Raw genomic sequence first — 26,549 nt, 5'->3', positions numbered from 1 at the left:
AAACTTGCAGATAAAATACCGAACCACAGGTAACTTTACTAGGGTAACTGGCTAGAATGCGTTTATTACTGATCATTTTCAGCATAATTCTGTTTTCTAGTTTCGCCTATGCAGATCAGACTGTGTTGAAATTGACGCAGCCTTGGCAATATCAAAATTTACATCACGTTGGAAAGGCTTATGAGGCAAGTTCCAGTACAAGGTTTCCTCAAAGCTGGGATGAGTTGAGTGCATGGGAATCTATTCATGCGCCACTAAAGAAGAGAGCGCTGTTTTCTGGTCGTTATTTCTTGGTGACTAAAGTCAGAAATGAGACGCCGTTGAATGAATTTGTGCTCTATCCATACAATACGGTATTGAGCAAAATTGAGTCGAGGATATATACACCAGAGACGGTCTTGCGAGTTTTTTCAGGGGGCAAGGTCGAAAATGAATTTGCATTTCATTATGGTAACCAAGTCACGTTAGAACCAAACCAAGATTATTATATCGTTACGCTCTTCGAGAGTGATTTCTTTTACACCCCTGTAAAGTTGACCATTGAGCCTCTGAGAGACTTTCAGCAGGAGGTGGTCTATGAAAACCTTATCATGACGCTTTGTTTTGGTGTAGGCATTGTTCTTGGGCTTTATAACTTATTAATCTACATCGGCTCTAAAGATATCACTCATTTTTATTACGCATTATTTACTTGCGTGTGGGTATTTGCGTGGAGCCATTTCTTTCATATTCCCGACGAGCTATTCGGGTTTTACTCTGCAAACTTACATTGGTTAGGTTTTGCGCTTGCGCCATTAACCAACGCGTTATTTTATATCCATCTTTTAAAACTCAAGGATGTTCATCCAAACTATGTGTCGATTTCTATCTGGCTCGGAGTGATAGCAGCGCTTGGACTACCGTTTTGTATTCTTTTCCCAGGTTTTGGCTTTATTTGGGCAACATTGGTAACGGGATTAGCGCTCTGTTTCGGACTATTTGTCGGTATTAAGCGCTGGGTTGAGGGCTTTAAGCCAGCTCGCTATTTTGTGATGGCATATATCGCAATGGCGATCCCCAATATGGTGGGCAATTTAACTAACTTAAGTTTGCTGCCAGAATCGTCGAGTAACTTATATCTTTACGGTTTAATAGGTACTGCGCTTGATGCATTACTGTTGGCTTTCGCGGTTGCGGACAAATTTAGAATTACCAGTGAAGAAAATATAGAACTAAACAAAAACCTTGAAGCAAAGGTGTTAAAACGTACTTATGAGTTAGAGCAGGTGGCCTCAGAGCTTAGAGATGCTAGTGAGGCAAAAAGTCGATTTTTGGCAAACATGAGCCATGAAATAAGAACACCAATGACGTCAATTATTGGTTATGCCGATGGCATTATGCTCGGAGATATTAAGCCGCATGAGCGTAATCACGCAATCTCCGTTATTTTACAAAACTCGCGCCATGTACTTGGACTAATTAATGACATTTTGGATATGTCTAAAATTGAGGCTAATAAACTAGAAGTTGAGTTGGTGGAGTCAAACCTTTTTCAAGCAATTGCGCATGTCGATTCGTTATTGGGTAAGCAAATTAGAGATAAAGGGCTTGAGTTTGCATTGAATTATCACTTTCCACTGCCTGATTTTGTGGTTATTGATCCCACTCGATTGCGGCAGATATTACTAAATCTCACATCTAACGCAATGAAGTTCACGACGGTTGGTAAAATCTCGATTGATGTGGCGTGTCAAAACGAGCGCCTTATGATCACGGTACGAGATACCGGGATAGGAATGACAGCGGATGAGCAAAAAGAATTATTCAGTGCGTTTTATCAAGCCGACTCTTCCACATCAAGGAAATATGGTGGGACAGGGCTTGGACTAAATATTTCCAAAAGCTTAGCGAGGAAGTTAGATGGTGATATTTCGGTAGAAAGTGAGGTAGGTTCAGGTACTGCCTTTACTCTTACTGTTGGCCTATATACCACCGAGAAAACAAAGTGGGTGCAAAGTCTCGCTCAAATTGGCGATGTTCGTGAACAAGGCACAATACCTGATGAAATAAATCAAGAGCTTAAAGGTGAAGTGTTATTAGCTGAAGATAACACAGACAATAGTAAGCTTATTAAGCGTATTTTAGAGCGTATGGGCTTATCTGTGACGGCGGTTGAAAATGGTCAGCTAGCGGTACAGGCGGTACTAGATGGTGATTTCGATTTGATATTAATGGATATTCAAATGCCGGTAATGGATGGTGAGCAGGCGTTTAGCTTTATTCAGGCCACTGGCTGTAGCACACCTGTGATTGCATTAACTGCCAACACCATGCAGCATGAAATTGAGCGTTATTTAAAACTTGGATTTAGTGATCATCTCGCAAAACCTATCGATAGAGTCGTATTCAGTCAAAAAATAGCCTATTATTTGGATATCCAAGTCGATGAGGAAGTTGATCTGCCTGAAGCCGAGTTTTATCAGTTAAAGCAACAGTATATTTCTGGGCTGCATGAGCAAATCATTCAGATCAAGAATCAAGCTAAGTATCAGGATTACGATGCGTTAGCAAAAACAGTTCACGCGATTAAAGGCACTGCTGCGATGTTTGATTGTATTGATATTCATAAAATCGCAAACGAGTTGGATGTTAAGCTGAAGAATAAACAACTCGAGTGTGTGGAAGTGCAGCTAACTGAATTACTTGGCGCAATGACAGCCGCTATTGAGTCAGAAAAGCAGCAAACCAAACAAGCTTAGTTTTCTACGCCTTATAAATATTTATAGCGGATAGAGTGGTCGTTCAAGGATGCTATAAAACACTTTATCTTAATGGCTGCAGACTATAGATTTGAGTCTTACTTAAGTTAGGGAAATCCTTCCGCTGCTTATAGTTAGCATATAGATTGGAAAATATGGTAGTTTTGGATAGTTTATCTAGGCTTGCAATAAATAAACGTCCACTGTTTCTGTCTCCCGATATTACACTGCCTTTACAGCACTGCTGAAATGAGGAAATAAGCGTTCTGATAGTATTCTTATTGTCCATATCCTGTAGTGCAATTTCTGCTTCTATAAAGAATGCAACCCCACTCCAATAGACTCTTTGCTGCGCGTTTAATGACCACATATGTTCGCTCACTCTTTTAAGTGCCCCTTTATTCATTAGCGTATTTTTTGCGCCTCGGCTGAGCCCTGAGATTAATCTTGTACGAAACTCTCCAACATTAAAAATATCGTTCTCTAGCATAATGACATTTTGTAAATAGGTAGCAAGTCCTTCTGCAAGCCAGAAATCTGTGTGGTCAAGCAAAGGATGATAAAGGTGAGCAATTTCATGGTACAAGGTCCAATCTTTAATCAGCACTCGGCTTGAGGTAAATCGTTTGATTTGGAGTAGAATAGCATCGGGTTTGCCACGCTGAACCGTGCCCCATGGCACTGGCTCAGATGCGAATAAGCTCGGTTCAATAATAAATGGAAGTGTTTGCTGTTGCAGTGCTCCCAAGGAAGACTCTGTTGCTTCAACACCGCGTTCTAGCCAAGTTTCTACATGTTGTCTATCACTGCTACTTATCCAGCCCTTATATTCGATTTCAATTTCGGTTGCCTGTGTAGCGACAATTAAATTGAACGACAGTATTAGCATTAATAATTTCATTATTTTCTCTACAAGGGTTACTTCGTAAATAGACCTGAGAACGCATCATTTCATTCTTGATATTGAGATTATCTCAACTGACCTCGTTGGATGATTATGTAAAACTGAATAAAACAACGTTAAAAGGAAATAAGATGAAAGTCACCGCACTTAGTTTATTGTTATTGAGTCCTGTTGCTTTGGCAAACCCACTTTTAGGTACTTGGGAGTTTGTTGAGGGAAAATATGCCACCACAGATGGCATTGTATCAGCGAAAGCGCCGAGCTTGACGTCGATAAAGTTAATTACTGAGGCTCACCACAGCTACATTACGCAAAGCGAAGGAAAGTTTAAATACGCTGGTGGGGGGAGTTACAAAATAGAGGGAGATAGATTTATCGAAACTTATGAATATGGAAATGTTACTACTTTACTCGGTCGAACGATGTCATTCAGCTACAAGATTGATGGTAATTTATGGCATCATGAACTGTATGAAGATGGTAAGTTCGTCGAGAAGGAAGTATGGAAAAAAGTTCAGTGATCCCAAAGAAGATGCGTTATATCAGTCACGCATCTTCTCAGCTTCAAATCCAATATACCGAAACACCAGCATTGAGTGCAAAGCAAGTGCTAATCAAAGTGCATGCATTTGGGGTTAATAGAGCAGACATTTTGCAAAAACAGGGGAAATATCCTGCGCCAGAAGGCGATAGTGAGATTTTGGGTCTGGAAGTGTCTGGAACGGTAGTTCAAGTGGTGTCTCCTGAGCTTGAACATTTACTTGGTGATCAAGTGTTCTGTTTAACCTCTGGCGGTGGCTATGCTGAGTACGTGGTTGCACAAAGTGAATTACTCATGCCGTTAACCGAAGGCTTGTCGTTGAGCTATGCGGCAGGCTTAGCTGAAGTATATCTTACGGCCTATGATGCGATTGTACGAACAGGGCAGCTAAATTCTAATGGGATTTTACTGTGCCATGGCGGAGCTTCGGGTGTTGGCAGTGCTGCCATAAGGATTGCAAAAAGGCTAGGTGCAACGGTCATTACTACCCAAAGTAGCAAGGAAAAGGCCGAGTACGCAAAGTCTCTGGGTGCAGATCACACTATTAATTATTTAGACTGTGATTTTGCTGAAGAAATGAAAAAACTGGGTTTGAAAGCAAATGTCATTCTTGATCCAGTTGGTGGTGAATACCTCAGAGCGAACCTAAGAGTTGCAGCAATGGATTGTCACTGTGTGCTGCTCGCTATGCTAGGCGGAAGATATACAGAACTAGACTTTGCCAAGTTACTCGCGAAAAGGTTTAACTTGCACGGAAGTACGTTGAGAAATCGTTCTTTGGATTATAAAAGGGAATTAGTGAAAGGTTTTCTGAATGAGTTTGGCTCGGACCTGCCGGATCAGACAATGAAGATACCAATATATAAGGAGTTATATTGGGATGAAATTGAGCAAGCCCACGATATTCTCGAACACAACCAGAATCTCGGGAAGGTGATAGTTAGAGTTAGTTGACTGTTTATTTATACAGTTGCTATTCTATCACTTCTTAGTGATTCGAGGAGTGAATATTTTGACGTTCAAAATTGAAGAGAAAGTACCTTGCCCAGAGGAATATTGTGATTTGCGAATAGCCGCTGGATTATCTGCAAAATCTCTAGAAGCAGCCACAAGGGGACTACCTAACTCATTATACGGGATCGCAATTCGACATAACAAACAACTTGTGGCAATGGGCCGTGTGGTTGGAGACGGAGGTTGCAATTTTGAAGTTGTCGATGTTGCCGTCAATCCACTTTATCAAGGGCAGGGATTAGGGCGTACAGTAATGGAATATATTGATGGTTACTTAGCAGCAAATGTTTTGCCGGGCTCTTATGTTTCAATGATTGCGGACGAGCCTGCTTTTTATGAAAAGCTGGGTTACCGCCTTGTATCTCCAGCGAGTCAAGGAATGACAAAGAAGTTCACAGTAGACCCCATTAAAAGCACTAACATTTGAATTCTCAACTTTTTTCTTGGCTGATAAGAAATAGCGAAAGGTGTTACTTCTAGGTATAGATAACTTTTGACGGGATACAACCGAGTGGATCCGAATTATCGACTCTTGGCGCGGGTTATAGAGAGTAGGTAGTGCTTTTTCTTTATTTGAATTAGATCTAAGGTTGGTACAACCGAGTGGATCCGAATTATCGACTCTTGGCGCGGGTTATAGAGGGTAGGTAATGCTTTTTCTTCTTGGATTTAACTAGATAGTAAATATTGAGGAGGGGTACAACCGAGTGGATCCGAATTATCGACCTTTGGCGCGGGTTATAGAGAGTAGGTAGTGCTTTTTCTTTATTTGAATTAGATCTAAGGTTGGTACAACCGAGTGGATTCGAACCACCGACCCCTACCATGTCAAGGTAGTGCTCTAACCAACTGAGCTACGGTTGTATTATAAGATTTGGTACGACCGAGTGGATTCGAACCACCGACCCCTACCATGTCAAGGTAGTGCTCTAACCAACTGAGCTACGGTCGTACAATAACATTTTCTTATTAATTGTTTTCAGGTCTGTGCCTGTCAACGCGTTGTAATATATAGTGACTCAGCTAACGGATCAAGCGGCTTTCAGTAATTTTTTGATTGTTTGCCTTTTTTTTGTTCATACTGGAGGGATTTCACACAGCTCGTAAAATTTTTGCCACCATTTTACGTGTGCTTTCGCAGAATCTTTAAGGTTATCCAAGTGTTGTTGAAGCGTGAGCGGATCGGCAAGGTTATTATTTTGATACAACAGGTGGATAGGTTGCCAGGCCGTGATCAACTCTTCCATAGAAAGAGAGAGCATCGCCTGATAAGGCTGAAGAACGGATAAATAATATTTGTTGAAGATATTGTTTATGATCTGTGCCTGCTTTTTATTTTTGCCACTTTTGCAAATGTCATCTCTTTGCCTAAGTTTTTGTAATTGGCTTGTAGTCGCATTATTCAGTTGAGTCTGTTTACGAACGCTCGTCACTAAAGATGAGATAAATCGCTGAGAAAGCACCTTTAAAGCGGGTGTGAGTGTGGCAGGGTTGAGATTTTCTGGCGTATCCATGTTTATTGCCAGCTCTGCGAGCTCGTTAACTGCCTCTAGCATGTTGCTGTGGGCTGCTGGCAGCTCCAGTGGTACTTCTTCAGCGATTAACAAGCTCAAACTTGCCAACTCTCTTTCAAATGTCATCATATGAAGCAAGTAACGTGAAAGCTGCTGTTTCTTTTCCTGTGCGGCTTGAGTTAACGTTTGTTTCAGCTCATCGCTCGTTTTTGGGTGCTGAATGCAGTGAGGCGCTTGCTGAATAAATAAGATGGTGTATTTCAAGCGCTCGCTTGGGTAACTTACTTTCCCTAATTGATTATTGTGCGCAGCGATGAGATTTGTGACTTTGCAGTGTCCAGCGGTCGCGATGTCTAACATAGAGATAGTTAGCTCACTTGTCGGCAATGGCACTTTTTGAACCTCCGGATTGTAAAGTAGTGCTGTGTGTACCACCTCTATGTCAGTGGCGCTCGCCAAACGTTGTTGATATTCAACAGCAATATCGCTCGGCTGCTTGCTGCAGCCGGCCAAAGTAAAAAGTAATAGCGTACTAGCTATTCGCTTGATTAATCTCAAATTTCACCCGTTTGTTTACGCATGTCACCAATAATACTGCCGCCGTACTCAAGCCAATAATAATACCAATCCAAAAGCCTTGAGGGCCCATTGCAGGCGTTATTAAATCGGTCTTTGCTAATACATAGCCTAATGAAAACCCAATTAGCCAATATGATACAAAGGTAACCCAAGATATTGGTTTAGTATATTTGAGCCCCCTTAACACACCATTTGCTGAGACTTGTAATGCATCGGGTAATTGATACAAACAAGCCAGCACCATAATGCTGGTTGCAAGAGCGGCTACTTCAGTATTGTTTGTATAGAGCCAAACAATCTGATCTCTTCCTATATACGTAATGAGTGCTACAAATAGTGCAATTAAGGTGGCCAAAAGAAACGCGGTATTCACTGAAAGTTTAAGTTGGTCTAAGGCTCCTTGTCCAGTTAGATTGCCGATCCGTATTGCAATAGCCATCGACAAACTCAATGGCATCATAAACAGCATAGTAGTGACGCTGGCAGCAATTTGGTGACCAGATACGGAAATAGGACCTAGATCTGCAATAAATAAAGGAATACAAGCAAATAGCGTAACTTCAAAGAAGGTTGCCAATGCAATTGGAAAGCCAAGTGCAGCAACATATTTCATCATAGATAGACTTGGCTTGGTAAAACCGCTGATGAGGGCCTTTCCATCTATGTGTTTACTCTTCAAGCTATACACCCACTGTGCAATTGCCATTGACCAAAGTACGATAGATGTAGCTAGGCCACAGCCCGCACTACCAAGCGCTGGCGCGCCAAATTTACCATAGATGAAAATATAGTTAGCAACGACATTGATACAAAGACCAACAATACTGATGTAAAAAGCAGGCTTTGTTTGGCCAACCCCTTCGGTGACATTGCGGTATACCGTAAAGATCAAAAAGCCCAATAGACCCCATTTTACAAAATCAATATAGCCTTGAGCGAGGGTCTGAACATTCTCACTTGCCCCGATATTTGAAAAAACCATAGAAGTAAAGTTCGCTAAAACCAAACCAACGGTAAAAAGCGCTAAAGCAAGATACAAGCTTTGCTGGAAAAATCGTTTGATCCCTGCAGTGTCATTAGCACCATGGCAATGCGCAACAATACTCGTAAGTGCAAGTAAGATCCCTTGTAAACTAAAAATCAAAGGGTTCCAAACACCCGTAGCAATAGAAAGAGCAGCTAAGTCCTCAGCACTGACTTGACCTGCCATCATCGTATCAACGACGGTCATTAAGACTAACGTAACTTGAGCGAGAAAAACGGGGATCGCAAGTTGAAGCAAGCGTCTGGCTTCCCAAGTTGAAAAATTCATGGTGAGATACTACTTAAGGCGTAAAAGCGTTAGTTTATTTTAGTGCTTTGTTTTTAGCAAAATTTTGCGGCTAGCAGTCGCAACTATTTTTATCTAGTTGGATATTCTATACAAATTAAGTACATCTCTTAGTGCGATTTCGCTACAATCTCAAGGATAAATTAAGAGGGTAGATATGTTTACAGGAATTGTTCAAACAAAAGCGACGGTGGTGTCGGCGAAGCAGGTCGATAATATTTTAAAATTAGTTATTTCTGTTGGTGCTGAATACCTCGATAAGCTGACCTTGGGTGCGAGCATTGCAATTAATGGATGCTGCCTAACGGTGGTGCACTTCGAACAGCCAGAAAATGATGTGGTAGGGCAAGTTTGCTTTGATGTGATTGATGAAACATTGAGACTCACTAATCTAGGTGAAGTACAAAGAGGGTCGCAAGTTAACTTTGAACGCTCAATGACGTTTGGGACAGAACTCGGCGGACATATAATTTCAGGCCATATTCAAACAAGCGCGAAGATCAGTGAAATACATCGCAACGAAGGCAACTGTAGGATGCATATAGCCTTGCCAGAAGCCTGGCATAAATATGTTATGTATAAAGGCTTTATCGCGGTGAACGGTGCGAGTCTGACTGTGGGGGAGCTTGATCATTCCGGATTTTGGTTACACCTAATACCTGAAACGCTAGCACTTACCAATTTAGGTACGATGTGCGTGGGAGATACTGTAAATATAGAGGTTGACCAACAAACCTACACGATTATTAATACCGTGGAAAACTACATGAAGAAGCAAACTTTATTGAAGCACAGCTAGTACTTTGCCCGAGTAATACCCTTTACGTCTATCCTGAGATACAAAAAGTACAGGCTGAGGTTGCGCCAACATGATAAGCAGCTCGCAAATGAGCTGCCCTTTATCTATATTACTTCTTCTTTGGTTAAAACACTTGTTCGTCGTCGCTATCAACCCTAAGCTCAAGCTTATTGTGCAGTTGGTCTAAGTGCATATTTAGGTGTATTGGATTGCAACAAGCAGCACAGTCTTCGTAGTAGTCCTGATCGCCTTCACTTGTATCAAGATTGACAAAAATATGATGTCCACAATGAGGACATTCAATACGTTGTTGATATAGGTTTTTCATTGGCCCTCCACCTGAATTGGCCAAACTAAATACCCTTTAACTATAGCGCATTGTGACGAAAATATGGCAGTTATTTGAGCAGGGCTTGCACTTGTTCAGCCGCGTCCCGTATGTACTTGCCAGCAAACAAGTTTGCTTGCACTAAGAGAGGATATAAGCGATAAATGTCTAATCGCTCAGGTGCATTTTCTGCGAGTGGATAGATAGACTCGTAACCACGATAGAAGTCATCTGGTAGCGGAGCGAATAACGAAGCCATCGCAATATCAACTTCTCTATCACCATAATAGCAAGCTGGGGAAAATAGCACGGGTTTTTGATGGCTAAAGCCAATGTTACCATGCCAAAAATTACCGTGAACCAAGGACGGTTGAACTTGGTGCGGAAGGAGTGGCTTAAGCTGCTCCACAAATGTATCAATATCAGTGAGGATAATCCCTTTTTCAGCAAGCAGTTGCAGTTGCCAACCGATTCTTTCCTCTGCAAAAAAAACTTCCCATTTTTTGTGCCATTGATTTGGTTGCGGCAGCTCATGAATATAATTATCTTCTTCTAGGCCGTACATTTCCTGTTCATGACGTTGGTGCATTTTAGCAAGGCTTTGACCGCACTCAAGCCAGTTTTCATTGCGATGATCTAGTTCTAACCATTCCAGCACAATAAAGCAGAACTCAACACTCGTACCTAGGGTAATTGTATCGGCCACGAGGAAATCAGAGTCGCGAATGAGCTTTTCACGATTAGATGCTTCACATTCAAATCGCTCTAAAGCCTGAATAGGAGCTACTTTGACCAAAAATTGATGGGTATCGTCTGCAATCTTATAAAGTTTTTTAGACCCATAACTTTTTAAGGTTTGTTTTGAAGTAAACTCAAAAGCGTCATGGAGAGATTCTGAGATTTGTTGGTTGACTTTGTTCCACATAAGTTAGATCCAACATATTCACTTACTCTAAAATATGGTTGAAATTCTCAAGATCACAAATACTTGAGGCCTTTTTCTAAAAAAAATAAAATATCGCGTCTGTCATTTTATCCAAGGGAAGTACATTGAATAAAAATATCATCACCAATTTACTCGCGGTACTGCTAACAGGTACTGGCTTCGCACTAGAAAACGACGTGATGTTTTCGGTTGGATTGTTTGCATTATCTGGTGCACTGACGAATTGGTTAGCGGTACATATGTTATTTGAGAAAGTGCCTTTCCTCTATGGTTCAGGGATTATTACGCTTAAGTTCGAATCCTTTAAAGCGTCGATTCGAGAGCTCATTTTGAGCGAGTTCTTTAGTAGAGAAAAACTAGAAAAATTTCTCGGCAAGGAGCATCCGAAGTTTGACTTGGCGCCGATAGCCAATAAAGTCGATTTAAATCCAGCGTTTGACCGTTTGTTAAGTGTCATTGAAGCGTCGCAATTTGGTGCGATGCTGCAGATGTTTGGTGGGACTGAAGCTGTACAACCGCTGCGAGAGCCATTTATTGAGAAAATGCGATTAGCAATAGTTGAGCTCGGTGAACAGCCTGAGTTTGATGCTGCAATTAGTGAGTCGCTCAGTAACGGTCTACTCGGTGATGATTTACATCAAACCATTGAAAAAGCGGTGGATGATCGACTCAATGAACTAACGCCGAAAATGGTAAAGGAGATTGTACAAAATATGATTAAGACTCACTTGGGTTGGTTAGTTGTGTGGGGAGGCGTCTTTGGTGGTCTATTTGGGTTATTGGCTACAGTTGTGTAGCTAAGCTGAGAAAAAGGCGCAGTCAGGGATTGCTACGCCTTGCTTTCTTGTTTACAAATATGTCGACATGACTACTTAGATCCTGAGACAAAAATGGTCTTTTTATCTAGTTTAGCGATGTCTTTAATACTGGTTTCTACTTTACTGTCTACACCAAGGAAGTCAGCAGCTTTATTAAACCCGTAGGTTGCTGCAAATTTGCCGACTGGCATATCATTGCAATGTAGTTTTTCTTCTACAACACGTTTTTTTAGGTGGTTCTCTTTAATGGTGTGGAACAAGTGAATCTTATTGTCTTTGACTACCGACATACAAACTTTAGTCGCTTTACTATTATCCGCAGCAACAAAGTCTGCAGCAGATGCGGTACCTGCGATCAGAAGCGAGGTTGCACATACTAAATTGAACAGTTTCATGGTTAGCTCCTTGGCTATCTCTAGGACACGTTCTTAGTATTACTAAAGTTGCCGCAGAATGCTGTAAATCAAGTAATTCCGAATGTAATAGAGTATGTCAAATGTGTGCAGGCTTTCTATCTATCTGTAAAGTAATAAATTATTTTGTTTCTAAAGATACAAATAGCAAAAACTTTTTTCACTATAAAATACCATTATCGATAATTTAACACTTCATTCTTAGATTTACTTCCTCTTTGTTACTTATGACTCTTGATGTGTCAAAACGTGTCAATATTGACGCTCATTTACATTCCGTTGTGGCAACTAAGGCTTTTCGAAATTACTCACTGATGACAACATGCGTTATAATGTCCGGACGTTCGTCGTAATTACTTGTCACTAAAACTCATAATTGCGTAAAGTGCGATGGCATGAGTTAAAGTCACAAAAAAACAATAGAGATGACAAAAATGTATAAATTTGCTCCCTCCATAGTCGTAGCTGGCATTGCCGCAGCTTTGATGGGCTGTCAGGATAACGGCCCACAAAAAGAAAAAGTTACCATAGAGAAAAACCCGTACCCAAGTACTTACAAGCCTGTACCTTCTCAATCAACCCTAATCACTAATGCTACCGTTCTTACCGGAACGGGTGAAAAGTTAGAACAAGGTGATGTCTTTATTGTTGATGGTAAAATCAAGCAAGTTGGTAAAGACCTATCTGTCACGGCAGATATTACCATTGATGCTGAAGGTAAATGGGTAACACCTGGCATTATCGATGTACATTCTCATTTAGGGGCTTACCCCAGCCCAAGTGTAGAATCGCACAGCGATGGCAATGAAATGATTAACCCTAATACTTCTCAGGTATGGGTAGAGCATTCTGTATGGCCGCAAGACCCGGGCTTTAACCGAGCTAGAGAAGGTGGGATCACCACGCTACAAATCTTACCTGGCTCTGCAAACCTATTTGGTGGTCGTGGTGTTACCTTAAAGAATGTACCGGCACCAACGATGCAAGCAATGAAATTCCCAGAAGCGCCATATGGGTTAAAAATGGCATGTGGTGAGAATCCAAAGCGTGTATATGGCTCCAAAGGTGTCGCCCCTTATACTCGTATGGGTAACATGGCAGGATACCGTGAAGCTTGGATTGAAGCAGGTGAATATAAGCGCGCGTGGGAACAATACGAAGCCGAGTATGCTGCTGGATTGAATCCGGATGCCCCAAAACGTGATATCAAGTTCGATACGCTTCGTGGTGTGCTAGATGGTGAAATCTTGATCCATAACCATTGTTATAAAGCGGAAGAAATGGCAATGATGATCGACTTGTCTAAAGAGTTTGGTTATCACGCAGGGACGTTCCACCACGGAATTGAAGCATACAAGATTGCAGATCTATTAGGTGAAAACGGTAACTGTGCTGCGCTTTGGCCAGATTGGTGGGGCTTTAAGATGGAAGCCTATGATATGGTTCAGGAAAACGTTGCAATTGTTGATGCAGTGAAAAACTCATGTGCAATTGTTCACTCGGATTCAGATACCACAATCCAACGCTTGAATCATGAAGCCGCAAAAGTGATGAACACGGCTAACCAGTCTGGCTTTAACATTAACGAGCAGCATGCAATTAAGTGGATCACCTCGAACGCTGCTAAGTCGTTAGGCATTCAGGATAAAACTGGATCGCTAGAGCAAGGTAAACAAGCCGATGTAGTAATTTGGAACACCAACCCGTTCAGCGTCTACTCTCGTGCAGAGCAGGTCTTTGTAGATGGTGGTAAAGTCTATGATCGTCACGATGAAAAATATCAAGCGGTTAGTGATTTTATGTTAGGTCAAAAGTAAGGAGTTGATGAGATGAAAACCATGAAATTAACCATGATCACTAGCGCACTGCTAGCTCACTCTGTTGCTTTTGCCAATGTTACTGCAATTACTAATGCAACGATCCATACCGCGACAGATGCTGGCGTGCTTGAAGGCGCGACCTTAGTTATCGAGAACGGTAAAATAAAAGCGATTAACCCAGATAACGTCACTGCTGATGTAACGATTGACGCCAGCGGTAAGGTTGTCACCCCAGGCTTTATCGGCTCAATGAACCAACTTGGTTTAGTTGAAGTTGGTGCTGTTGCTGCTTCTCGTGATGCTGGTGATGACGATGCCGGCGTAGACTTTGACGCAAGCACCGCATTTAATCCACGTAGTAGCTTAATTGCCTATGCAAGAAAAGGCGGTGTAACGCAAAACTTTGTCGCACCTTGGGGTGGTAAAAGTGAGTTTGCAGGGCTTGGTTTTGTTGTTGACTTATCTGGTGAATTTAACAGTGTGACCGACAAGCAAACAGCGTTAATTATTCACCTGGGTGCCAAAAGCAAAGGGTCTCGTGCAAAAGCGTTAGATAACGTTGTTAAAAAGCTTGAAGCACAGCAAGAAAAGCTTGCTAAGAAAGACAAAAAAGACGAGGGAAAACCAAGTTCAGAAGAACAAGTGTTAACTCAAGTGCTTGCGGGTGATATGCCTGTGATTGCGACGCTTTCAAGAGCGTCGGATATTCTTGAAGCGATTAAGCTAAAAGAAAAGTTTGGTTTAGATCTGATTCTTCAGGGGGCAGATGATGCGGTAGTGGTCGCTGAGCAATTAGCTGAGGCGAAAGTACCTGTTATTTTGAGTGCAGTATCAAACCTACCAGCTAGCTTTGACTCAATGCATGCAAGTCTAGATAACGCAGGTAAGCTTGAAAAAGCGGGTGTCAATGTCATCCTGTCAATTGGTGGTGACGGTAGTCATAACGTCTACCAGCTACGCTTTGATGCGGGTATTGCTGTAGCAAATGGCATGAGTCATGAAGGCGCACTTAAGGCGGTTACCGCTAACCCTGCGAAAGCACTGGGTATTGATGGCGGTGTGATTGAAGCTGGTAAACGTGCAGATATCGTAATGTGGAGTGCAGATCCTTTCGAATTCAGCACCACAATCGATAAAATCTGGATCAATGGTGAGGAAGTGTCTACTGAATCACGCCACGATAAACTAAGAGACAGATATACGACAGATTCTGATATGCCAAGAGCGTATACGAAGTAATGTTTTTAAATTAGGGCCTCATTTGAGGCCTTTTTTAATTCGGTTGTCCCGTCCTAAATACACTTGGCAGGTTTTGGCAATCCTGCTATTTTTGTTGCTTGTTTGGCTGGGCCTTTTGGAAATAACTTATATAAATAGATGCTATTACCTTTATCCTCGCCTAGTGCTTTAGCCATTGCCTTTACCAGCATGCGGATCGCAGGGCTGGTGTTGTATTCGAGATAAAAATTTCTCACAAACTCAATGACTTCCCAATGTGAATCTGAAAGCTCAATGTTTTCTTCTGCGGCTAGAAGTGGTGCTAAATCTTTAGTCCATTGAGTATGATCTAGCAAATAGCCTTGTTTATCTGTCTCGATAGTTTGGTTGTTAAATTCTAGCATGATGATTACCAAGTAATTGAATTGTTCATAGTAATGGTCAGCTCAACCCAATCTTTGTCAGAAATAAGCTTTACTCCGGCTTCTGGGACAATACCTCTGGCACTGGCGCAGGTTTGCAGCATCACCACATTTGCATCTCCAGCTGAGATACGCGTTTGCCCAAAGCAGCCATCATTACACAATAAAATTGTGTCTTGATGGGATACAAACTGCAGCTGATCGCATGCTTCAATACTAGAAATAATATGTAGCGTACTCATAGTGTCACCACAAAGTCATGTTGTTTGATTAACGCAAGGATTTCATGTTGATTTTTGATTTCAGTAGCAACTGCAAGGGAGTGTGGCGATATGTTAAACTCCTCCATCGCTGACTGACAGGCATAAACCCGCTCGACATCATAAATTTCCAGAGTTTTTAATTGCTTAAACATATCTTTTAAACCCAGTAGTGGAGCATTGAGGGTTTTCTGGAGCGATAGCACAGCAGAACCGGTAAAAAGCCAACTTACTTGTTGATCAATCGCTGCATAGATTAGTGCGACATCGAGCGCTTCTTTCAGGCTATTTTGGTCAAATGGACTGGTTTGAGAAATAATTAACACGTTTTTACTCATTTAAACTGCATCCACTTATCAGACTTACTCGAGATCATGGCAAACTCCGCAAGGCCTGCAACGGTGAAAGGGCTAACGTCTTCGATGCTAACGCCGCGCTTTTCCGCAGCGGTGACACACAGCAACAGAGGGATCCCTTTATCTTTGATGCGTTGCCAAATCGCGTTGACTTGCAATTCGTCGGAAGCGTGTACGATATTTTGACTAGCGTGATAAACACCATCTTGGTATAGAAAGATACACGCGATTTGATGGTCACTTTTAATAGCGGCATCGACATACCGTTCTAGTATAGTTAACTTTGACTGTGCAGCTACGCCAAAGTGCACTGATATGGCTATTTGACTCAAATTTTACTCATAAAAAAGCCCCGTAATGGGGCTTATTTTATCAGAAATTCTGAGTTAGTCATCCGACGCGCCTAAAAGGGCAAGGATACTGGTAAATAAGTTATAAATACTTAAATACAAGCTCACAGTTGCAAGCACGTAGTTTGTCTCGCCGCCGTTGATAATTCGGCTTGTATCATAAAGGATAAAGCCAGACATTAATAACACGACTGCCGCATTAATTGCCATAAACGCGATGCTCGATCCAATGAACAAGTTTACTAGGCTTGAGATAATAACGACGATTAAACCAACCGTTAAAAAGCCGCCCATAAACGAGAAGTCTTTTTTCGTGGTTAGTGCATAAGCTGATAAACCGAAGAAAATTAACGCTGTTGTGCCAAGTGCTTGTGCTATCAACATGCCACCATTTGGTAGTGCAGCATAGTGATTAAGCATAGGCCCAAGGCCGAAACCTAAAATACCAGTAAATAAGAATACAAGACCGATAGCAGAAGATGAGTTTGCTTTTTTACCGATAACAAATAGCAAACCAAATGCAACTAATGAACAAACAATACCGGTAAACGCTGGTAATGCCATTGTCATTGAAATTGCGGCTGTTACTGCACTGAACGCTAATGTCATTGCCAATAGGAAGTAAGTGTTTTTCAACACTTTGTTTGTTTCCATTGTCGACATGACAGGTTTTGCAGTGTTGTATGAATGATTGAATGCCATGATTCAAGCTCCTTAATAAAACATGCTGATCCCAAAAATAACTGAGATAAGAGTATCAATTGTTATATGTTGGGGCAATGATTTCTGGATCAATATCTGTCGTTAATTGGGTCTCTACGGTAATTGTTACTCAATACGTAAGACTTTGAATATTTTCAAAAGTTCGCTGAAATATCAAAAACACGCATAATTTTGGCTGGTTCTTAGACGATTGAGCCAAATTTTACGCAAACGATCAAATAATTGAAAAAAAAGCTTCACAAGCGCATGGGGATTCTCTATTATTCGCCCCGCTGCGGAGAGATGGCTGAGTGGTTGAAAGCACCGGTCTTGAAAACCGGCATACGTTAATAGCGTATCTAGGGTTCAAATCCCTATCTCTCCGCCACTTATTTTAGATTCATGCTTGAAAGCGTGGATTATAGGTTTTGGAGAGATGGCTGAGTGGTTGAAAGCACCGGTCTTGAAAACCGGCATACGTTAATAGCGTATCTAGGGTTCAAATCCCTATCTCTCCGCCACATTTAAAGCCCTCATATTTGAGGGCTTTTTTGTTTCTGATATCAGAAATCTCCCATCTTGCGATTTCACCGATATACTCTCGACAAAAATACCTATTAGACCAAAGTCGGCTAGTGCCGAGGCACTGCTTGCACAATACTCAATAGTGTTGAATGAATAATAAGTGTAGAGAGTGTTGAATATGAAACAAGTTGGCAAAGGGGTTGGGTTCTCTTTATTATCACCGTTAATTGTGGGCGGTGTGCTTGGGATTTACTACAGCTTTACGCTCGGTCGCAGTGAGATGTTCTTCAACTTACTACTCAGCGCAATTTCTAACGCATACATCGTTGGTCTTGCAATGTGTCTATTCGTTGTTCCCGGATATATCCTTATGTTTAGGTACAACAAGGTGCAATATGGTGGTCTGTTAACATTGGGCTTACTTGGTGGTGCGGTATTTAGCTATCTTTTCGCTGCACAATCGGGTGTCGGTTTTATTGTTAACGCCTTAATGTCAATGCTCGCCGCGGGACTATTCTTGTTTGGTTTACGGGCAGGTCATCGTAAAACTGGGTGATAATTAACCGAGCAGTGTCAGTTTTACAGATAATTAATACTTTTTCAGTCGAAAAGGTTTTAATTATTTCTCCGAAAGAGTACCTTTAGCTTTTGTCGTTCAATTCGTGAATTTGATGGTAATGCAAAAGCAAAACTTTTATCAGACTTTAGTTAAACAAGCTCAAGGGCTAATCAGTGGTGAACACAATGTGATTGCCAATATGGCAAACTTGAGTGCGCTTTTATTTACAACTCTTGAAGATATCAACTGGGCAGGCTTTTATCTTATGGATAGCGCTGAAGAGTTGGTTCTTGGGCCATTCCAAGGCAACCCAGCCTGCATTCGAATTCCTGTTGGTAAAGGGGTGTGTGGTACAGCTGCTGCAACTTGTGAAACGCAATTGGTTGAGGATGTTCATGCGTTTGCTGGCCACATTGCTTGCGATGCAGCATCAAATTCAGAAATTGTGATCCCTGTTTTTAAAGATAATAAAGTGATTGCTGTGCTAGACATTGACAGTCCTAGTCTGGCAAGATTTGACGAGCAGGATAAGATCGGATTAGAAGCGTTAGTTAAAGCGTTTGAGGAAACGCTTTAATGAAAGATATGCTTCAGGTACAAGATTATTTGTTTTCCTACGCCGATGTTGGTGATTGGGAAGGCGAAGAAGAAGTTGTTGCAGAACGCTTAAATGAACTTATTCATCACGCATGGGATTTGCTTCCCGAAGATTTAGACTGTGACACAATAGATAGGCTCATAGAAGGTATTTGGGAACATCTTCGCGGTGATTTAGCGCTTCTTGAAGCAGATATAGAAGAGCTAATTGACTGGGTTACACACTATATAAACTCGTCGCTCGATGAGCAGATGTAATTAATAGGTTTAAAAATGGAAACCACAAACAAGCTAAAAGACACAAATGAAGTATTAGACTTCTTATTTTCAGAATTTCCTAACTGCTTCAAGCAAAAGGAAGGGATTAAGCCATTAAAGGTAGGTATTTTCAAAGATATCGCTGAGCGTATTGAGGGTTCTGACAAAGTCAGTAAAACTCAAGTACGTCAGGCACTTCGTAAATACACTTCAAACTGGCGTTATCTCGAGGCAGTCACTAAGAACGAGTTTCGTGTAGACCTAGACGGCAATCAAGCAGAAAAGGTTGAACAAGAGCACGTTGAACACGCAGAAAAAGCATTGGCCGAGAGCCGTGCAAAAATGGCTAAGCGTAAAAAGCCACAGCGTCCAAACAATCGCGATGGCGAAACAAAATCTTACAAAAAGAAACCTCACTCTAGGGATCGTCAAGACCAAAAACGCCCTAAAATGAGTAATAAACCTGCTGAAGTTAAACCAAAGCGCAGTGGTAAAGTTGAACCTTTACCGGCTGAACAGGTCAAGGTTAATAACAAAGTTAAAGTTAAACTTGGTCAAGCGCTTGTTAACGCTACTATCACTGAAGTCAAAAATGATGAAGTGCACGTAGAGCTTGTAACAGGAATGCAAGTTAAAACTAAAGCAGATAGCCTATATATCCAGTAAGGAGTTGTATATGAGTAAAAAGTTACCACTCATTTCCCTAGTCGCCGCGTTCGTATCGAGTGTTACTTTAGCCTCAACAAGCACAGTCACTATTAAGGACTTGCCGGTTCTTAAACCTGAAGCGCAACACACAACGGCTAGTAAACGAGTGACTAACCTATTTACTCGACAACACTACAAACGCTTCAGCTTTGATGACAGCTTATCGGATAAAATTTTCGATAGGTACGTAGAAGCCATCGACTTTAATAAGTCTTTGCTTCTACAGTCGGATATCGATAGTTTTCAACAATATCGTAAACAATTTGATGATGCGTTGATCTCAGGAAAGCTGGGTTTTGCTTATGATATGTTTAATCTAAGCATGAAGCGTCGCTTTGAGCGCTATGATTTTGCCATTGGCTTACTCGACAAAGAAATGAACTTTGACAAAAAAGATGAGTTCATTTTTGATAGAGAAGAGCAAAGTTATGCAACCGCGACAAGCGAACTTGACGAATATTGGCGCCAGCGCGTTAAATCTGATGCGCTGCGCTTAAAATTGACTGGCAAAAATTGGGAAGAGATCAAAGAAGTTCTTACCAAGCGCTACAAAAACGCGCAAAAACGCCTAGTCCAAACGAACAGTGAAGATGCATTTCAAGTAATCATGAATGCGTTCGCACGTAGTATTGAAGCGCACACTTCCTATCTCTCGCCACGCCGAGCTGAACAGTTCAAAATGGATATGGACTTAGAGCTGGAAGGTATTGGTGCGGTATTAAGTTACGATGAAGATTACACTGTGATCCGGAGTTTAGTTCCTGGCGGCCCTGCGGACAAAACCGAAAAGCTTAAGCCGGACGACAAAATCATCGGCGTAGCACAAGATGATAAAGAATTTGTAGATGTTATCGGCTGGCGTTTAGATGATGTGGTCGATCTCATCAAAGGCCCTAAGGGAACCAAGGTTCGACTTCAATACCTTAAAGGTACTGATAGTCACGGTACGCCCAAAGTCGTTGAAATTGTTCGTGACAAAGTAAAATTGGAAGACCGCGCAGTTAAGTCTTCTGTCTTTGAAGCCAAATATTCTGAGCTACAAAGCAAAATAGGCGTGATAGAAATCCCGAGTTTTTACAATAATCTTTCTCAAGATGTAAAAACTGAAATCGCTAAACTTAAAGAAGCCAAAGTAGATGGGGTTATCATTGACCTTCGCCAAAATGGTGGTGGCTCGCTTTACGAAGCGACCCAGCTATCCGGTTTATTCTTTGACCAAGGTCCAGTTGTTCAGATCCATACCGCTTATAACCGTGTTGAAAGTCAACAAGATAGAGATGGCATTACCTTCTACGATGGACCTTTGACCGTTTTAGTTGACCGCTACAGTGCGTCGGCATCTGAGATTTTTGCTGCCGCGATGCAGGATTATGGTCGAGCAGTGGTGATTGGTGAGCAAACCTTTGGTAAAGGCACCGTGCAACAACATCGTGGCCTCGGTAAAAACTACGATTTATTCGAAAATCCTTTGGGGAGTGTAACTTACACTATTGCGAAGTTTTACCGTATTGATGGTGGCAGTACGCAACATAAAGGCGTGATCCCTGATATCTTGCTACCGTCGGCAATCAATCCTGAGGAGTGGGGAGAGAGCCAAGAAGATAATGCACTGCCTTGGGATAGTATTGTTCGTGCAAAATATGCGAGTCTAGATAACTTGTCGCCAACTATTCAATACTTGAGTAAGCGCCATGATGAGCGAGTAAAAGCAGAGCCAGAATTCGAATATATTTATAAAGATATTGAAGAATACAAAGCGCGCAAAGATGATAAGGCGATTTCATTAGTTGAAGCCGAGCGTATCAAGGAGCGTGAAGAACGCGATGATCTGGTATTGAAACGCACTAATGAAAGGTTGAAACGTCTCGGTTTAGAGCCGGTTAAAGATTTGGATGATGCACCAGAGGTTATTTCGGAGTTAGACCCTTACCTTGAAGAGGCTGCGCTTATCACGCAGGACCTAATTTCATACGGGCGGATAGCCAAAAACGAAGTTAATAAATAATAAAAGGCGCTTCAAGCGCCTTTTATTATGCCTTTTACACTTACTTTTACTTTACAAATTTTGTTATCATCTGCCAGATTTTCTAAGCTGATACTCTTTTGAGGCTTTTTGAGAATGGTGCGTGGCTCGACCACTGGCAACCTAGCTACTCAAAACGGCTCAAAACGGTATACTGCAAATAAAATAATTATAAGCATGGGTCGTCGTGCGTAGGAGTATTCCTTTTGAAACAACAAAAACAGCCGTCATTTATTGACGCTCTTATTCCGATCACTTTGTTGGTCGCTTTGCTTGGTGCTGCGGTGTACCTCTATGGTGACAGTTCATCATCAGGTCCAAACCAAATAGCCTTGCTTTTTGCAACATTCACAGCGGCGCTCGTCGGCCTAAAAAATGGTTTTACGTGGAAGACGCTTGAAGAAGCGATGATAAAGGGGATAACTATCTCTCTTGGCGCCATTATTATTTTATTGATGGTGGGTGCCTTAATAGGTACTTGGCTGCTGTCTGGCACGGTCCCAACACTGATTTATTACGGACTACAAATTATCAATCCAAGTTGGTTTTATGCCGCGAGTTGTTTGATTTGTGGGATTGTGGCGATGAGTATAGGTAGCTCATGGACGACGGCCGCAACAATAGGTGTCGCTCTACTAGGTGTGGCGACGGGGCTTGGCTTAGATCAAGTCGTGACAGCGGGTGCAGTTATTTCAGGTGCTTATTTTGGTGATAAGTTAAGCCCATTGTCTGAAACCACAAACTTAGCGCCTGCAGTCGCTGGTAGTGATTTATTTGATCATATTCAGCATATGCTTTGGACCACTGTACCTAGCTTTGTAATCGCACTTATTATATTTATTGTCATGGGCTTTAATGCTGAAGCGTCAAGCGAGGCGGGGCGAATAGATGAAATTGTTTCGATACTTCAAACTAATTTCAACATTAACCTGTTAATGCTAGTTCCTTTACTGGTGCTGCTTGGGCTTGCTATCAAGAAGATGCCTGCTTTTCCGGCGATTTCAATCGGCGCGGTGATGGGGGCGATATGGGCTGTACTGTTCCAAGGTGATCTTATTGCAAGTCAAATTGATGCTAGCCAAGGTGAGTTAGTGGGCTATGTGAAACTGGTGTGGGCGACTTTCTTTGATGGTTTTGCGTTGCAAACAGGCGATGCAAAAATGGACGACTTGTTAAGTGGCGGTGGCATGTCATCAATGCTAACGACAACTTGGCTGGTGATGACGGCATTGATGTTTGGCGCCATTATGGAAAAAACTGGTTTACTTGATGTCTTCGTACGCAGCATTCTTAAAATTGCAAAAAGCACGGGCTCACTAATTGCCTCGACTATTGCAACTTGTATTGGTACAAATCTAGTTGCCGCGGATCAGTACATCGCGATTGTTGTTCCTGGTCGTATGTTCAAAGAAGAATATAAAAAGCGCGGTTTGAAGAGTGTAAACCTCTCTCGCACGCTGGAAGACGGTGGCACAATCACCAGTCCACTGATCCCTTGGAACACCTGTGGCGCATATATGCAAAGTGTACTACTGATCAATCCGTTTGATTATGCCATGTACGCATTCTTTAACTTGATCAATCCTGTGCTGGCGGTTATCTACGCGTATCTTGGTATCAAGATCCTTAAAATTACGCCACCAACGGTAAACGCGGAAGAACCGAATGAGAAAGCAGGGCAAGCGTAAAATAGCACATTTGCAATCTTGATCAGGCCTTTTCCAACAGGTCAAATAGAAATTAAACGCCTATCCTTAGCATTGGCGATAGCAAATTTGTTTTATCACTCGCCCCTTTATGGGGCGTTTTTGTAAGGACTATATATGACTCAAAAACCACAAGCCAAATTTCTTAAAGATTACCTTGCACCAAGCCATACCGTTGATACGCTTTGCTTGACCTTTGAGTTAAGCCCAAGAAATACCATAGTGACTGCCGTAAGTCAGTTTGTCGCTGTGAGCAATGCGACACAATTAATATTGGATGGTGTCGACTTAGAGTTAGCATCTTGTCAGGTAAATGGTGATGAGTGGCAAAGCCTTGAAAAATCTGACTCTGAATTGATTCTTTCTAACTTGCCTGAGGCCTTTGAGCTTAAAATTGTCACTAAAATTTCGCCGCAAACAAACACCTCACTTGAAGGCTTATACCTCTCTGATGGCGCTTACTGCACGCAATGTGAAGCGGAAGGTTTTAGAAAAATCACCTACTTTATGGATAGACCTGATGTACTGACGACTTATACGGTGACGATCATCGGTGAGTCAAAGTATCGTTACTTATTATCAAATGGCAATAAAGTTGAAGAAGGGAGCTTAAGTGACGGCAGACATTTTGCAAAATGGCACGACCCACACAAAAAACCAAGCTATTTGTTTGCCTTGGTTGCCGGCGATTTTGACGTATTAGAAGACAATTACAGCACAAAGTCGGGTAGAGAGGTGAAGTTGGCGCTATTTGTCGATAAAGGCAATTTACATAAAGCTCCCCATGCTATGACGTCACTAAAAAAGGCCATGGAGTGGGATGAGTCAAGGTTCGATTTGGAATATGATCTCGATATATACATGATTGTCGCGGTTGATTTTTTCAATATGGGGGCAATGGAAAACAAGGGGCTAAATGTTTTTAATAGTGCCTGTGTGTTGGCAAGCCAAGAGACTGCGACAGACCGAGACTTTCACACCATTGAATCGATAGTTGGACATGAATACTTCCATAACTGGACTGGGAACCGGGTTACTTGCCGTGATTGGTTTCAGCTTAGTTTAAAAGAAGGCCTAACCGTATTTAGAGATCAGGAGTTTAGCAGCGATTTAGGTTCTCGAGGCCTAAACCGTATCGACGCAGTAATGGCGATGCGTACGCATCAGTTTGCAGAAGACGCGGGACCAATGGCACATCCGATAAGGCCACAGCAAGTTATTGAAATGAATAACTTCTATACCGTAACTGTTTATAACAAAGGCGCTGAAGTGATCCGTATGATGCATACCTTATTGGGGGAAGCAAACTTCCAAAAAGGGATGAAGCTTTACTTTGAGCGTCACGATGGACAAGCTGTGACGTGCGATGATTTCGTTAATGCAATGATGGATGCTTCTGGTGTTGATTTAACGCAATTTAAACTATGGTATGAGCAATTCGGCACGCCAAGAGTAAAAGTGGCTACAGAGTATGACGAACAGGCACAAACATACGCAATTACGGTGAGCCAAAGCCATGCCGATTGCGACCCCGTAAAAGCGCCACTGCATATTCCTTTTAAGCTAGAGCTTTTGGATGAGCAAGGTGAAAGCATCCCGTTGCTAACAAAGCACGGTGAAATACAACGGGCGTTAGATATTACTGAATTTGAACAGCGGTTTGAATTTGAGCAAGTTATAAGTAAACCGGTTCCTGTATTGCTAGAAGATTTCTCAGCACCTGTACTTATGGAGTACAGTTATTCCATTGATGAGTTACTACACATATTGCGTTTTGCGCGCAGTGATTACGCTCGCTGGGAAGCAATGCAGCAAATCTTTATGATTGAAGTTAAACGAGCGGTTACGTCTGGCGATTTCAAACTGGATCCAAAACTCCTCAGCGCGTTGTCCGCATTGGTGGAAACATTAGATGGAGACCTTGCGCTATTGGCTGAGTTATTGACTTTACCAACGTTTGATACGCTAGCTAGTCAATTTGAAATTATCCCAGTAGACAAGCTCGTTTCAATTTCCGACGCATTTGAAATGCAAATTGCGCAATCACTGCAATCGGTGTTTGAACACGCTTATTTGTCTTTGCAAGACTCAGGCTCATTAGAAGCAAAGGATGTCGCGATCAGAGCCTTTAAAAATAAAGCACTTTATTACTTAGCGAAAACAGACTCTGATAGTGTGGACAGCGCGCTAGATAATCAATTTTCTTCAAGCAATATGACCACTAAGTTGGCATCACTAAAAGCAGCTGTCGCCGCGCAGCACACAAAGATGGAAAGTTTGTTCAGTCAATTCGATAGCCAATGGCGTCACGATAGCCTAGTCATGGATAAATGGTTTGCGTTAAGTGCAAGCTTATCTAATGATGAGGTGATATCGAATATAAATACGCTTTATGCGCATCCTTGTTTTGATAAAGGCAATCCCAACCGTGTTCGCGCATTGATAGGAAGCTTCGCAAGAAGTAACCCCGCGCAATTCCATCGTACAGACGGTATGGGCTATGCGTTATTGGGAGATCTATTAGTGGAGCTAAACAGCATTAATCCACAAAATGCGTCTCGTATGATCACGCCGTTCATGTCATGGAAGCGTTATGACGAAACGCGTCAACAGTTGATGCGAGCGCAGTTAAGTCGTTTGGCTAACTTAGAAGGCTTGAGCGACGACTTATATGAGAAGGTGGAAAAGGCGCTAGCGCAGTAGATGAAAGAGTACTTCTTTTACATGGATTTGAGCTATGACAAGTGCCTCGGTTACTACTACGGGCACTATACTTCAGTGCAAGTGATTGAAGATGGGGGGAAGAGTATTCGCTTCCCCGCAGAGCGTATTCGCCCCTTTATTTCATCAATTGGGATCAGGGGGAGGTTCCGTCTTATCTTGGATGATAGCAATAAGTTTCTATCGTTAGAAAAAGTCACTTAATCGAAGTAGAACTGCAAAACATATTTTATTTTTGTTAAATGAGTTTGTTATAAGCTTGAAATACGTGTTATAAATTATCTGGTAGGACGTCTTACCAAGAGTAAAATACGCCCCTAGAGGCGAAAAAGCGTTGATTTAGTTGAGCAGTATTTGTATTTTCGCGGTTTCGCTTCTATCGTTTAGACAACAAAAAACA

At 41.9% G+C, this 26,549-nt stretch carries 27 protein-coding genes and 4 tRNA genes; 18 read left to right on the top strand and 13 right to left on the bottom strand.

The window, feature by feature from the left end; translation table 11 throughout:
- The first annotated feature begins 56 nt into the window (after positions 1 to 56).
- Positions 57 to 2,738 (top strand): ATP-binding protein, encoded by a 2,682-nt coding sequence (locus NO992_RS05545; RefSeq protein ID WP_010371600.1) that lies wholly within the window; start codon positions 57 to 59, stop codon positions 2,736 to 2,738.
- A gap of 64 nt (positions 2,739 to 2,802) precedes the next feature.
- Here the strand turns inward: NO992_RS05545 and NO992_RS05540 are convergent, their stop codons facing one another.
- Positions 2,803 to 3,639: a hypothetical protein gene (locus tag NO992_RS05540; protein ID WP_371375029.1), complete on the bottom strand. Its 837-nt coding sequence runs from the start codon at positions 3,637 to 3,639 to the stop codon at positions 2,803 to 2,805.
- A gap of 134 nt (positions 3,640 to 3,773) precedes the next feature.
- Here NO992_RS05540 and NO992_RS05535 point away from each other — a divergent pair, with 134 nt between their 5' ends.
- From NO992_RS05535 to NO992_RS05525, 3 genes are read left to right on the top strand one after another with little or no spacing between them, the layout of a single operon-like run.
- On the top strand, positions 3,774 to 4,163 hold the full coding sequence (locus NO992_RS05535; RefSeq protein ID WP_010371595.1) for a hypothetical protein: 390 nt from the start codon (positions 3,774 to 3,776) through the stop codon (positions 4,161 to 4,163).
- Positions 4,145 to 5,137, top strand: a complete 993-nt coding sequence (locus tag NO992_RS05530; RefSeq protein WP_371375026.1) for an NAD(P)H-quinone oxidoreductase — start codon at positions 4,145 to 4,147, stop codon at positions 5,135 to 5,137. The genes NO992_RS05535 and NO992_RS05530 overlap by 19 nt, the downstream gene beginning before the upstream one ends.
- 58 nt (positions 5,138 to 5,195) lie before the next feature.
- Positions 5,196 to 5,624: a GNAT family N-acetyltransferase gene (locus NO992_RS05525; protein WP_010371592.1), complete on the top strand. Its 429-nt coding sequence runs from the start codon at positions 5,196 to 5,198 to the stop codon at positions 5,622 to 5,624.
- A gap of 360 nt (positions 5,625 to 5,984) precedes the next feature.
- Here the strand turns inward: NO992_RS05525 and NO992_RS05520 are convergent.
- From NO992_RS05520 to NO992_RS05505, 4 genes are all read right to left on the bottom strand, one after another.
- A tRNA-Val gene (locus NO992_RS05520) sits at positions 5,985 to 6,061 on the bottom strand.
- 11 nt (positions 6,062 to 6,072) lie between these two features.
- Positions 6,073 to 6,149: transfer RNA gene (locus NO992_RS05515), tRNA-Val, on the bottom strand.
- Between the two features lie 124 nt (positions 6,150 to 6,273).
- Positions 6,274 to 7,269, bottom strand: a complete 996-nt coding sequence (locus NO992_RS05510; RefSeq protein WP_371375023.1) for a DUF3080 family protein — start codon at positions 7,267 to 7,269, stop codon at positions 6,274 to 6,276.
- Positions 7,244 to 8,602: an MATE family efflux transporter gene (locus NO992_RS05505; RefSeq protein WP_010371587.1), complete on the bottom strand. Its 1,359-nt coding sequence runs from the start codon at positions 8,600 to 8,602 to the stop codon at positions 7,244 to 7,246. Before NO992_RS05505 ends, NO992_RS05510 begins: the two co-directional genes overlap by 26 nt.
- 175 nt (positions 8,603 to 8,777) lie before the next feature.
- Between NO992_RS05505 and NO992_RS05500 the strand changes: the two genes are divergently transcribed.
- Positions 8,778 to 9,419, top strand: coding sequence for a riboflavin synthase (locus NO992_RS05500; RefSeq protein ID WP_017218676.1), 642 nt, complete (start codon positions 8,778 to 8,780; stop codon positions 9,417 to 9,419).
- 124 nt (positions 9,420 to 9,543) lie between these two features.
- Here NO992_RS05500 and NO992_RS05495 read toward each other — a convergent pair whose 3' ends face one another.
- Positions 9,544 to 9,747, bottom strand: a complete 204-nt coding sequence (locus NO992_RS05495) for a CPXCG motif-containing cysteine-rich protein (RefSeq protein ID WP_010604612.1) — start codon at positions 9,745 to 9,747, stop codon at positions 9,544 to 9,546.
- 70 nt (positions 9,748 to 9,817) lie between these two features.
- The gene (locus NO992_RS05490) at positions 9,818 to 10,672 is read right to left on the bottom strand and encodes a fructosamine kinase family protein (RefSeq protein ID WP_017218678.1); all 855 of its coding nucleotides are present in this window, start codon (positions 10,670 to 10,672) and stop codon (positions 9,818 to 9,820) included.
- Between the two features lie 125 nt (positions 10,673 to 10,797).
- Between NO992_RS05490 and NO992_RS05485 the strand changes: the two genes are divergently transcribed.
- Entirely contained in the window at positions 10,798 to 11,490 is a 693-nt protein-coding gene (locus tag NO992_RS05485; RefSeq protein ID WP_017218679.1) for a hypothetical protein, read from the top strand.
- Positions 11,491 to 11,561: 71 nt separating this feature from the next.
- On the opposite strand, the gene NO992_RS05480 is transcribed toward NO992_RS05485, so the two are convergent.
- Complete coding sequence (locus NO992_RS05480; protein ID WP_010371580.1) at positions 11,562 to 11,906, bottom strand: DUF3718 domain-containing protein; 345 nt, start codon at positions 11,904 to 11,906, stop codon at positions 11,562 to 11,564.
- Between the two features lie 452 nt (positions 11,907 to 12,358).
- Between NO992_RS05480 and NO992_RS05475 the strand changes: the two genes are divergently transcribed.
- A complete protein-coding gene (locus tag NO992_RS05475; protein WP_371375018.1) occupies positions 12,359 to 13,741 on the top strand; it encodes an amidohydrolase in 1,383 nt (460 codons plus the stop codon).
- A 12-nt stretch (positions 13,742 to 13,753) separates the two neighbouring features.
- The gene (locus tag NO992_RS05470) at positions 13,754 to 14,983 is read left to right on the top strand and encodes an amidohydrolase family protein (protein ID WP_253104766.1); all 1,230 of its coding nucleotides are present in this window, start codon (positions 13,754 to 13,756) and stop codon (positions 14,981 to 14,983) included.
- 53 nt (positions 14,984 to 15,036) lie between these two features.
- On the opposite strand, the gene NO992_RS05465 is transcribed toward NO992_RS05470, so the two are convergent.
- Genes NO992_RS05465 through NO992_RS05445 form a run of 5 tightly spaced genes read right to left on the bottom strand, consistent with a single transcriptional unit; the run spans position 15,037 to position 17,052 of the window.
- Positions 15,037 to 15,366 carry a TusE/DsrC/DsvC family sulfur relay protein gene (locus NO992_RS05465; RefSeq protein WP_010371575.1) on the bottom strand — a complete coding sequence of 110 codons (330 nt, stop codon included), beginning with the start codon at positions 15,364 to 15,366 and terminating at the stop codon, positions 15,037 to 15,039.
- Positions 15,367 to 15,371: 5 nt separating this feature from the next.
- Complete coding sequence (locus NO992_RS05460) at positions 15,372 to 15,626, bottom strand: DsrH/TusB family sulfur metabolism protein (protein ID WP_235367491.1); 255 nt, start codon at positions 15,624 to 15,626, stop codon at positions 15,372 to 15,374.
- The gene (locus tag NO992_RS05455) at positions 15,623 to 15,982 is read right to left on the bottom strand and encodes a DsrE family protein (RefSeq protein WP_010371570.1); all 360 of its coding nucleotides are present in this window, start codon (positions 15,980 to 15,982) and stop codon (positions 15,623 to 15,625) included. The genes NO992_RS05460 and NO992_RS05455 overlap by 4 nt, the downstream gene beginning before the upstream one ends.
- Positions 15,979 to 16,332, bottom strand: coding sequence for a sulfurtransferase complex subunit TusD (gene tusD / locus NO992_RS05450; protein WP_019647356.1), 354 nt, complete (start codon positions 16,330 to 16,332; stop codon positions 15,979 to 15,981). Before tusD ends, NO992_RS05455 begins: the two co-directional genes overlap by 4 nt.
- Before the next feature lie 54 nt (positions 16,333 to 16,386).
- Entirely contained in the window at positions 16,387 to 17,052 is a 666-nt protein-coding gene (locus NO992_RS05445) for a Bax inhibitor-1/YccA family protein (protein WP_010604622.1), read from the bottom strand.
- A 297-nt stretch (positions 17,053 to 17,349) separates the two neighbouring features.
- On the opposite strand from NO992_RS05445, the gene NO992_RS05440 reads away from it, so the two are divergent.
- From NO992_RS05440 to NO992_RS05395, 10 genes are all read left to right on the top strand, one after another.
- Positions 17,350 to 17,440: transfer RNA gene (locus NO992_RS05440), tRNA-Ser, on the top strand.
- Positions 17,441 to 17,482: 42 nt separating this feature from the next.
- Positions 17,483 to 17,573, top strand: a tRNA-Ser gene (locus NO992_RS05435).
- Positions 17,574 to 17,755: 182 nt separating this feature from the next.
- A complete protein-coding gene (locus NO992_RS05430; protein WP_371375013.1) occupies positions 17,756 to 18,133 on the top strand; it encodes a hypothetical protein in 378 nt (125 codons plus the stop codon).
- Between the two features lie 121 nt (positions 18,134 to 18,254).
- Positions 18,255 to 18,713: a GAF domain-containing protein gene (locus NO992_RS05425; protein WP_371375010.1), complete on the top strand. Its 459-nt coding sequence runs from the start codon at positions 18,255 to 18,257 to the stop codon at positions 18,711 to 18,713.
- Positions 18,713 to 18,991 carry a hypothetical protein gene (locus NO992_RS05420; RefSeq protein WP_010371557.1) on the top strand — a complete coding sequence of 93 codons (279 nt, stop codon included), beginning with the start codon at positions 18,713 to 18,715 and terminating at the stop codon, positions 18,989 to 18,991. Before NO992_RS05425 ends, NO992_RS05420 begins: the two co-directional genes overlap by 1 nt.
- Positions 18,992 to 19,006: 15 nt before the next feature.
- On the top strand, positions 19,007 to 19,657 hold the full coding sequence (gene proQ, locus NO992_RS05415; RefSeq protein WP_010604625.1) for an RNA chaperone ProQ: 651 nt from the start codon (positions 19,007 to 19,009) through the stop codon (positions 19,655 to 19,657).
- 10 nt (positions 19,658 to 19,667) lie between these two features.
- A complete protein-coding gene (gene prc / locus NO992_RS05410; RefSeq protein ID WP_211859755.1) occupies positions 19,668 to 21,704 on the top strand; it encodes a carboxy terminal-processing peptidase in 2,037 nt (678 codons plus the stop codon).
- Between the two features lie 224 nt (positions 21,705 to 21,928).
- Positions 21,929 to 23,410: a Na+/H+ antiporter NhaC gene (nhaC, locus tag NO992_RS05405; RefSeq protein WP_010371552.1), complete on the top strand. Its 1,482-nt coding sequence runs from the start codon at positions 21,929 to 21,931 to the stop codon at positions 23,408 to 23,410.
- A 135-nt stretch (positions 23,411 to 23,545) separates the two neighbouring features.
- Entirely contained in the window at positions 23,546 to 26,131 is a 2,586-nt protein-coding gene (gene pepN / locus NO992_RS05400; RefSeq protein ID WP_371375006.1) for an aminopeptidase N, read from the top strand.
- Positions 26,132 to 26,353, top strand: a complete 222-nt coding sequence (locus tag NO992_RS05395) for a DUF2835 domain-containing protein (RefSeq protein ID WP_010604628.1) — start codon at positions 26,132 to 26,134, stop codon at positions 26,351 to 26,353.
- Positions 26,354 to 26,549 lie beyond the last annotated feature (196 nt).

Origin of the sequence: Pseudoalteromonas sp. DY56-GL79 (genome assembly GCF_041414765.1) — a bacterium.
In the GTDB taxonomy this organism is placed as follows: domain Bacteria; phylum Pseudomonadota; class Gammaproteobacteria; order Enterobacterales; family Alteromonadaceae; genus Pseudoalteromonas; species Pseudoalteromonas piscicida.
This window is presented reverse-complemented; position numbering and strand designations above follow the sequence as displayed.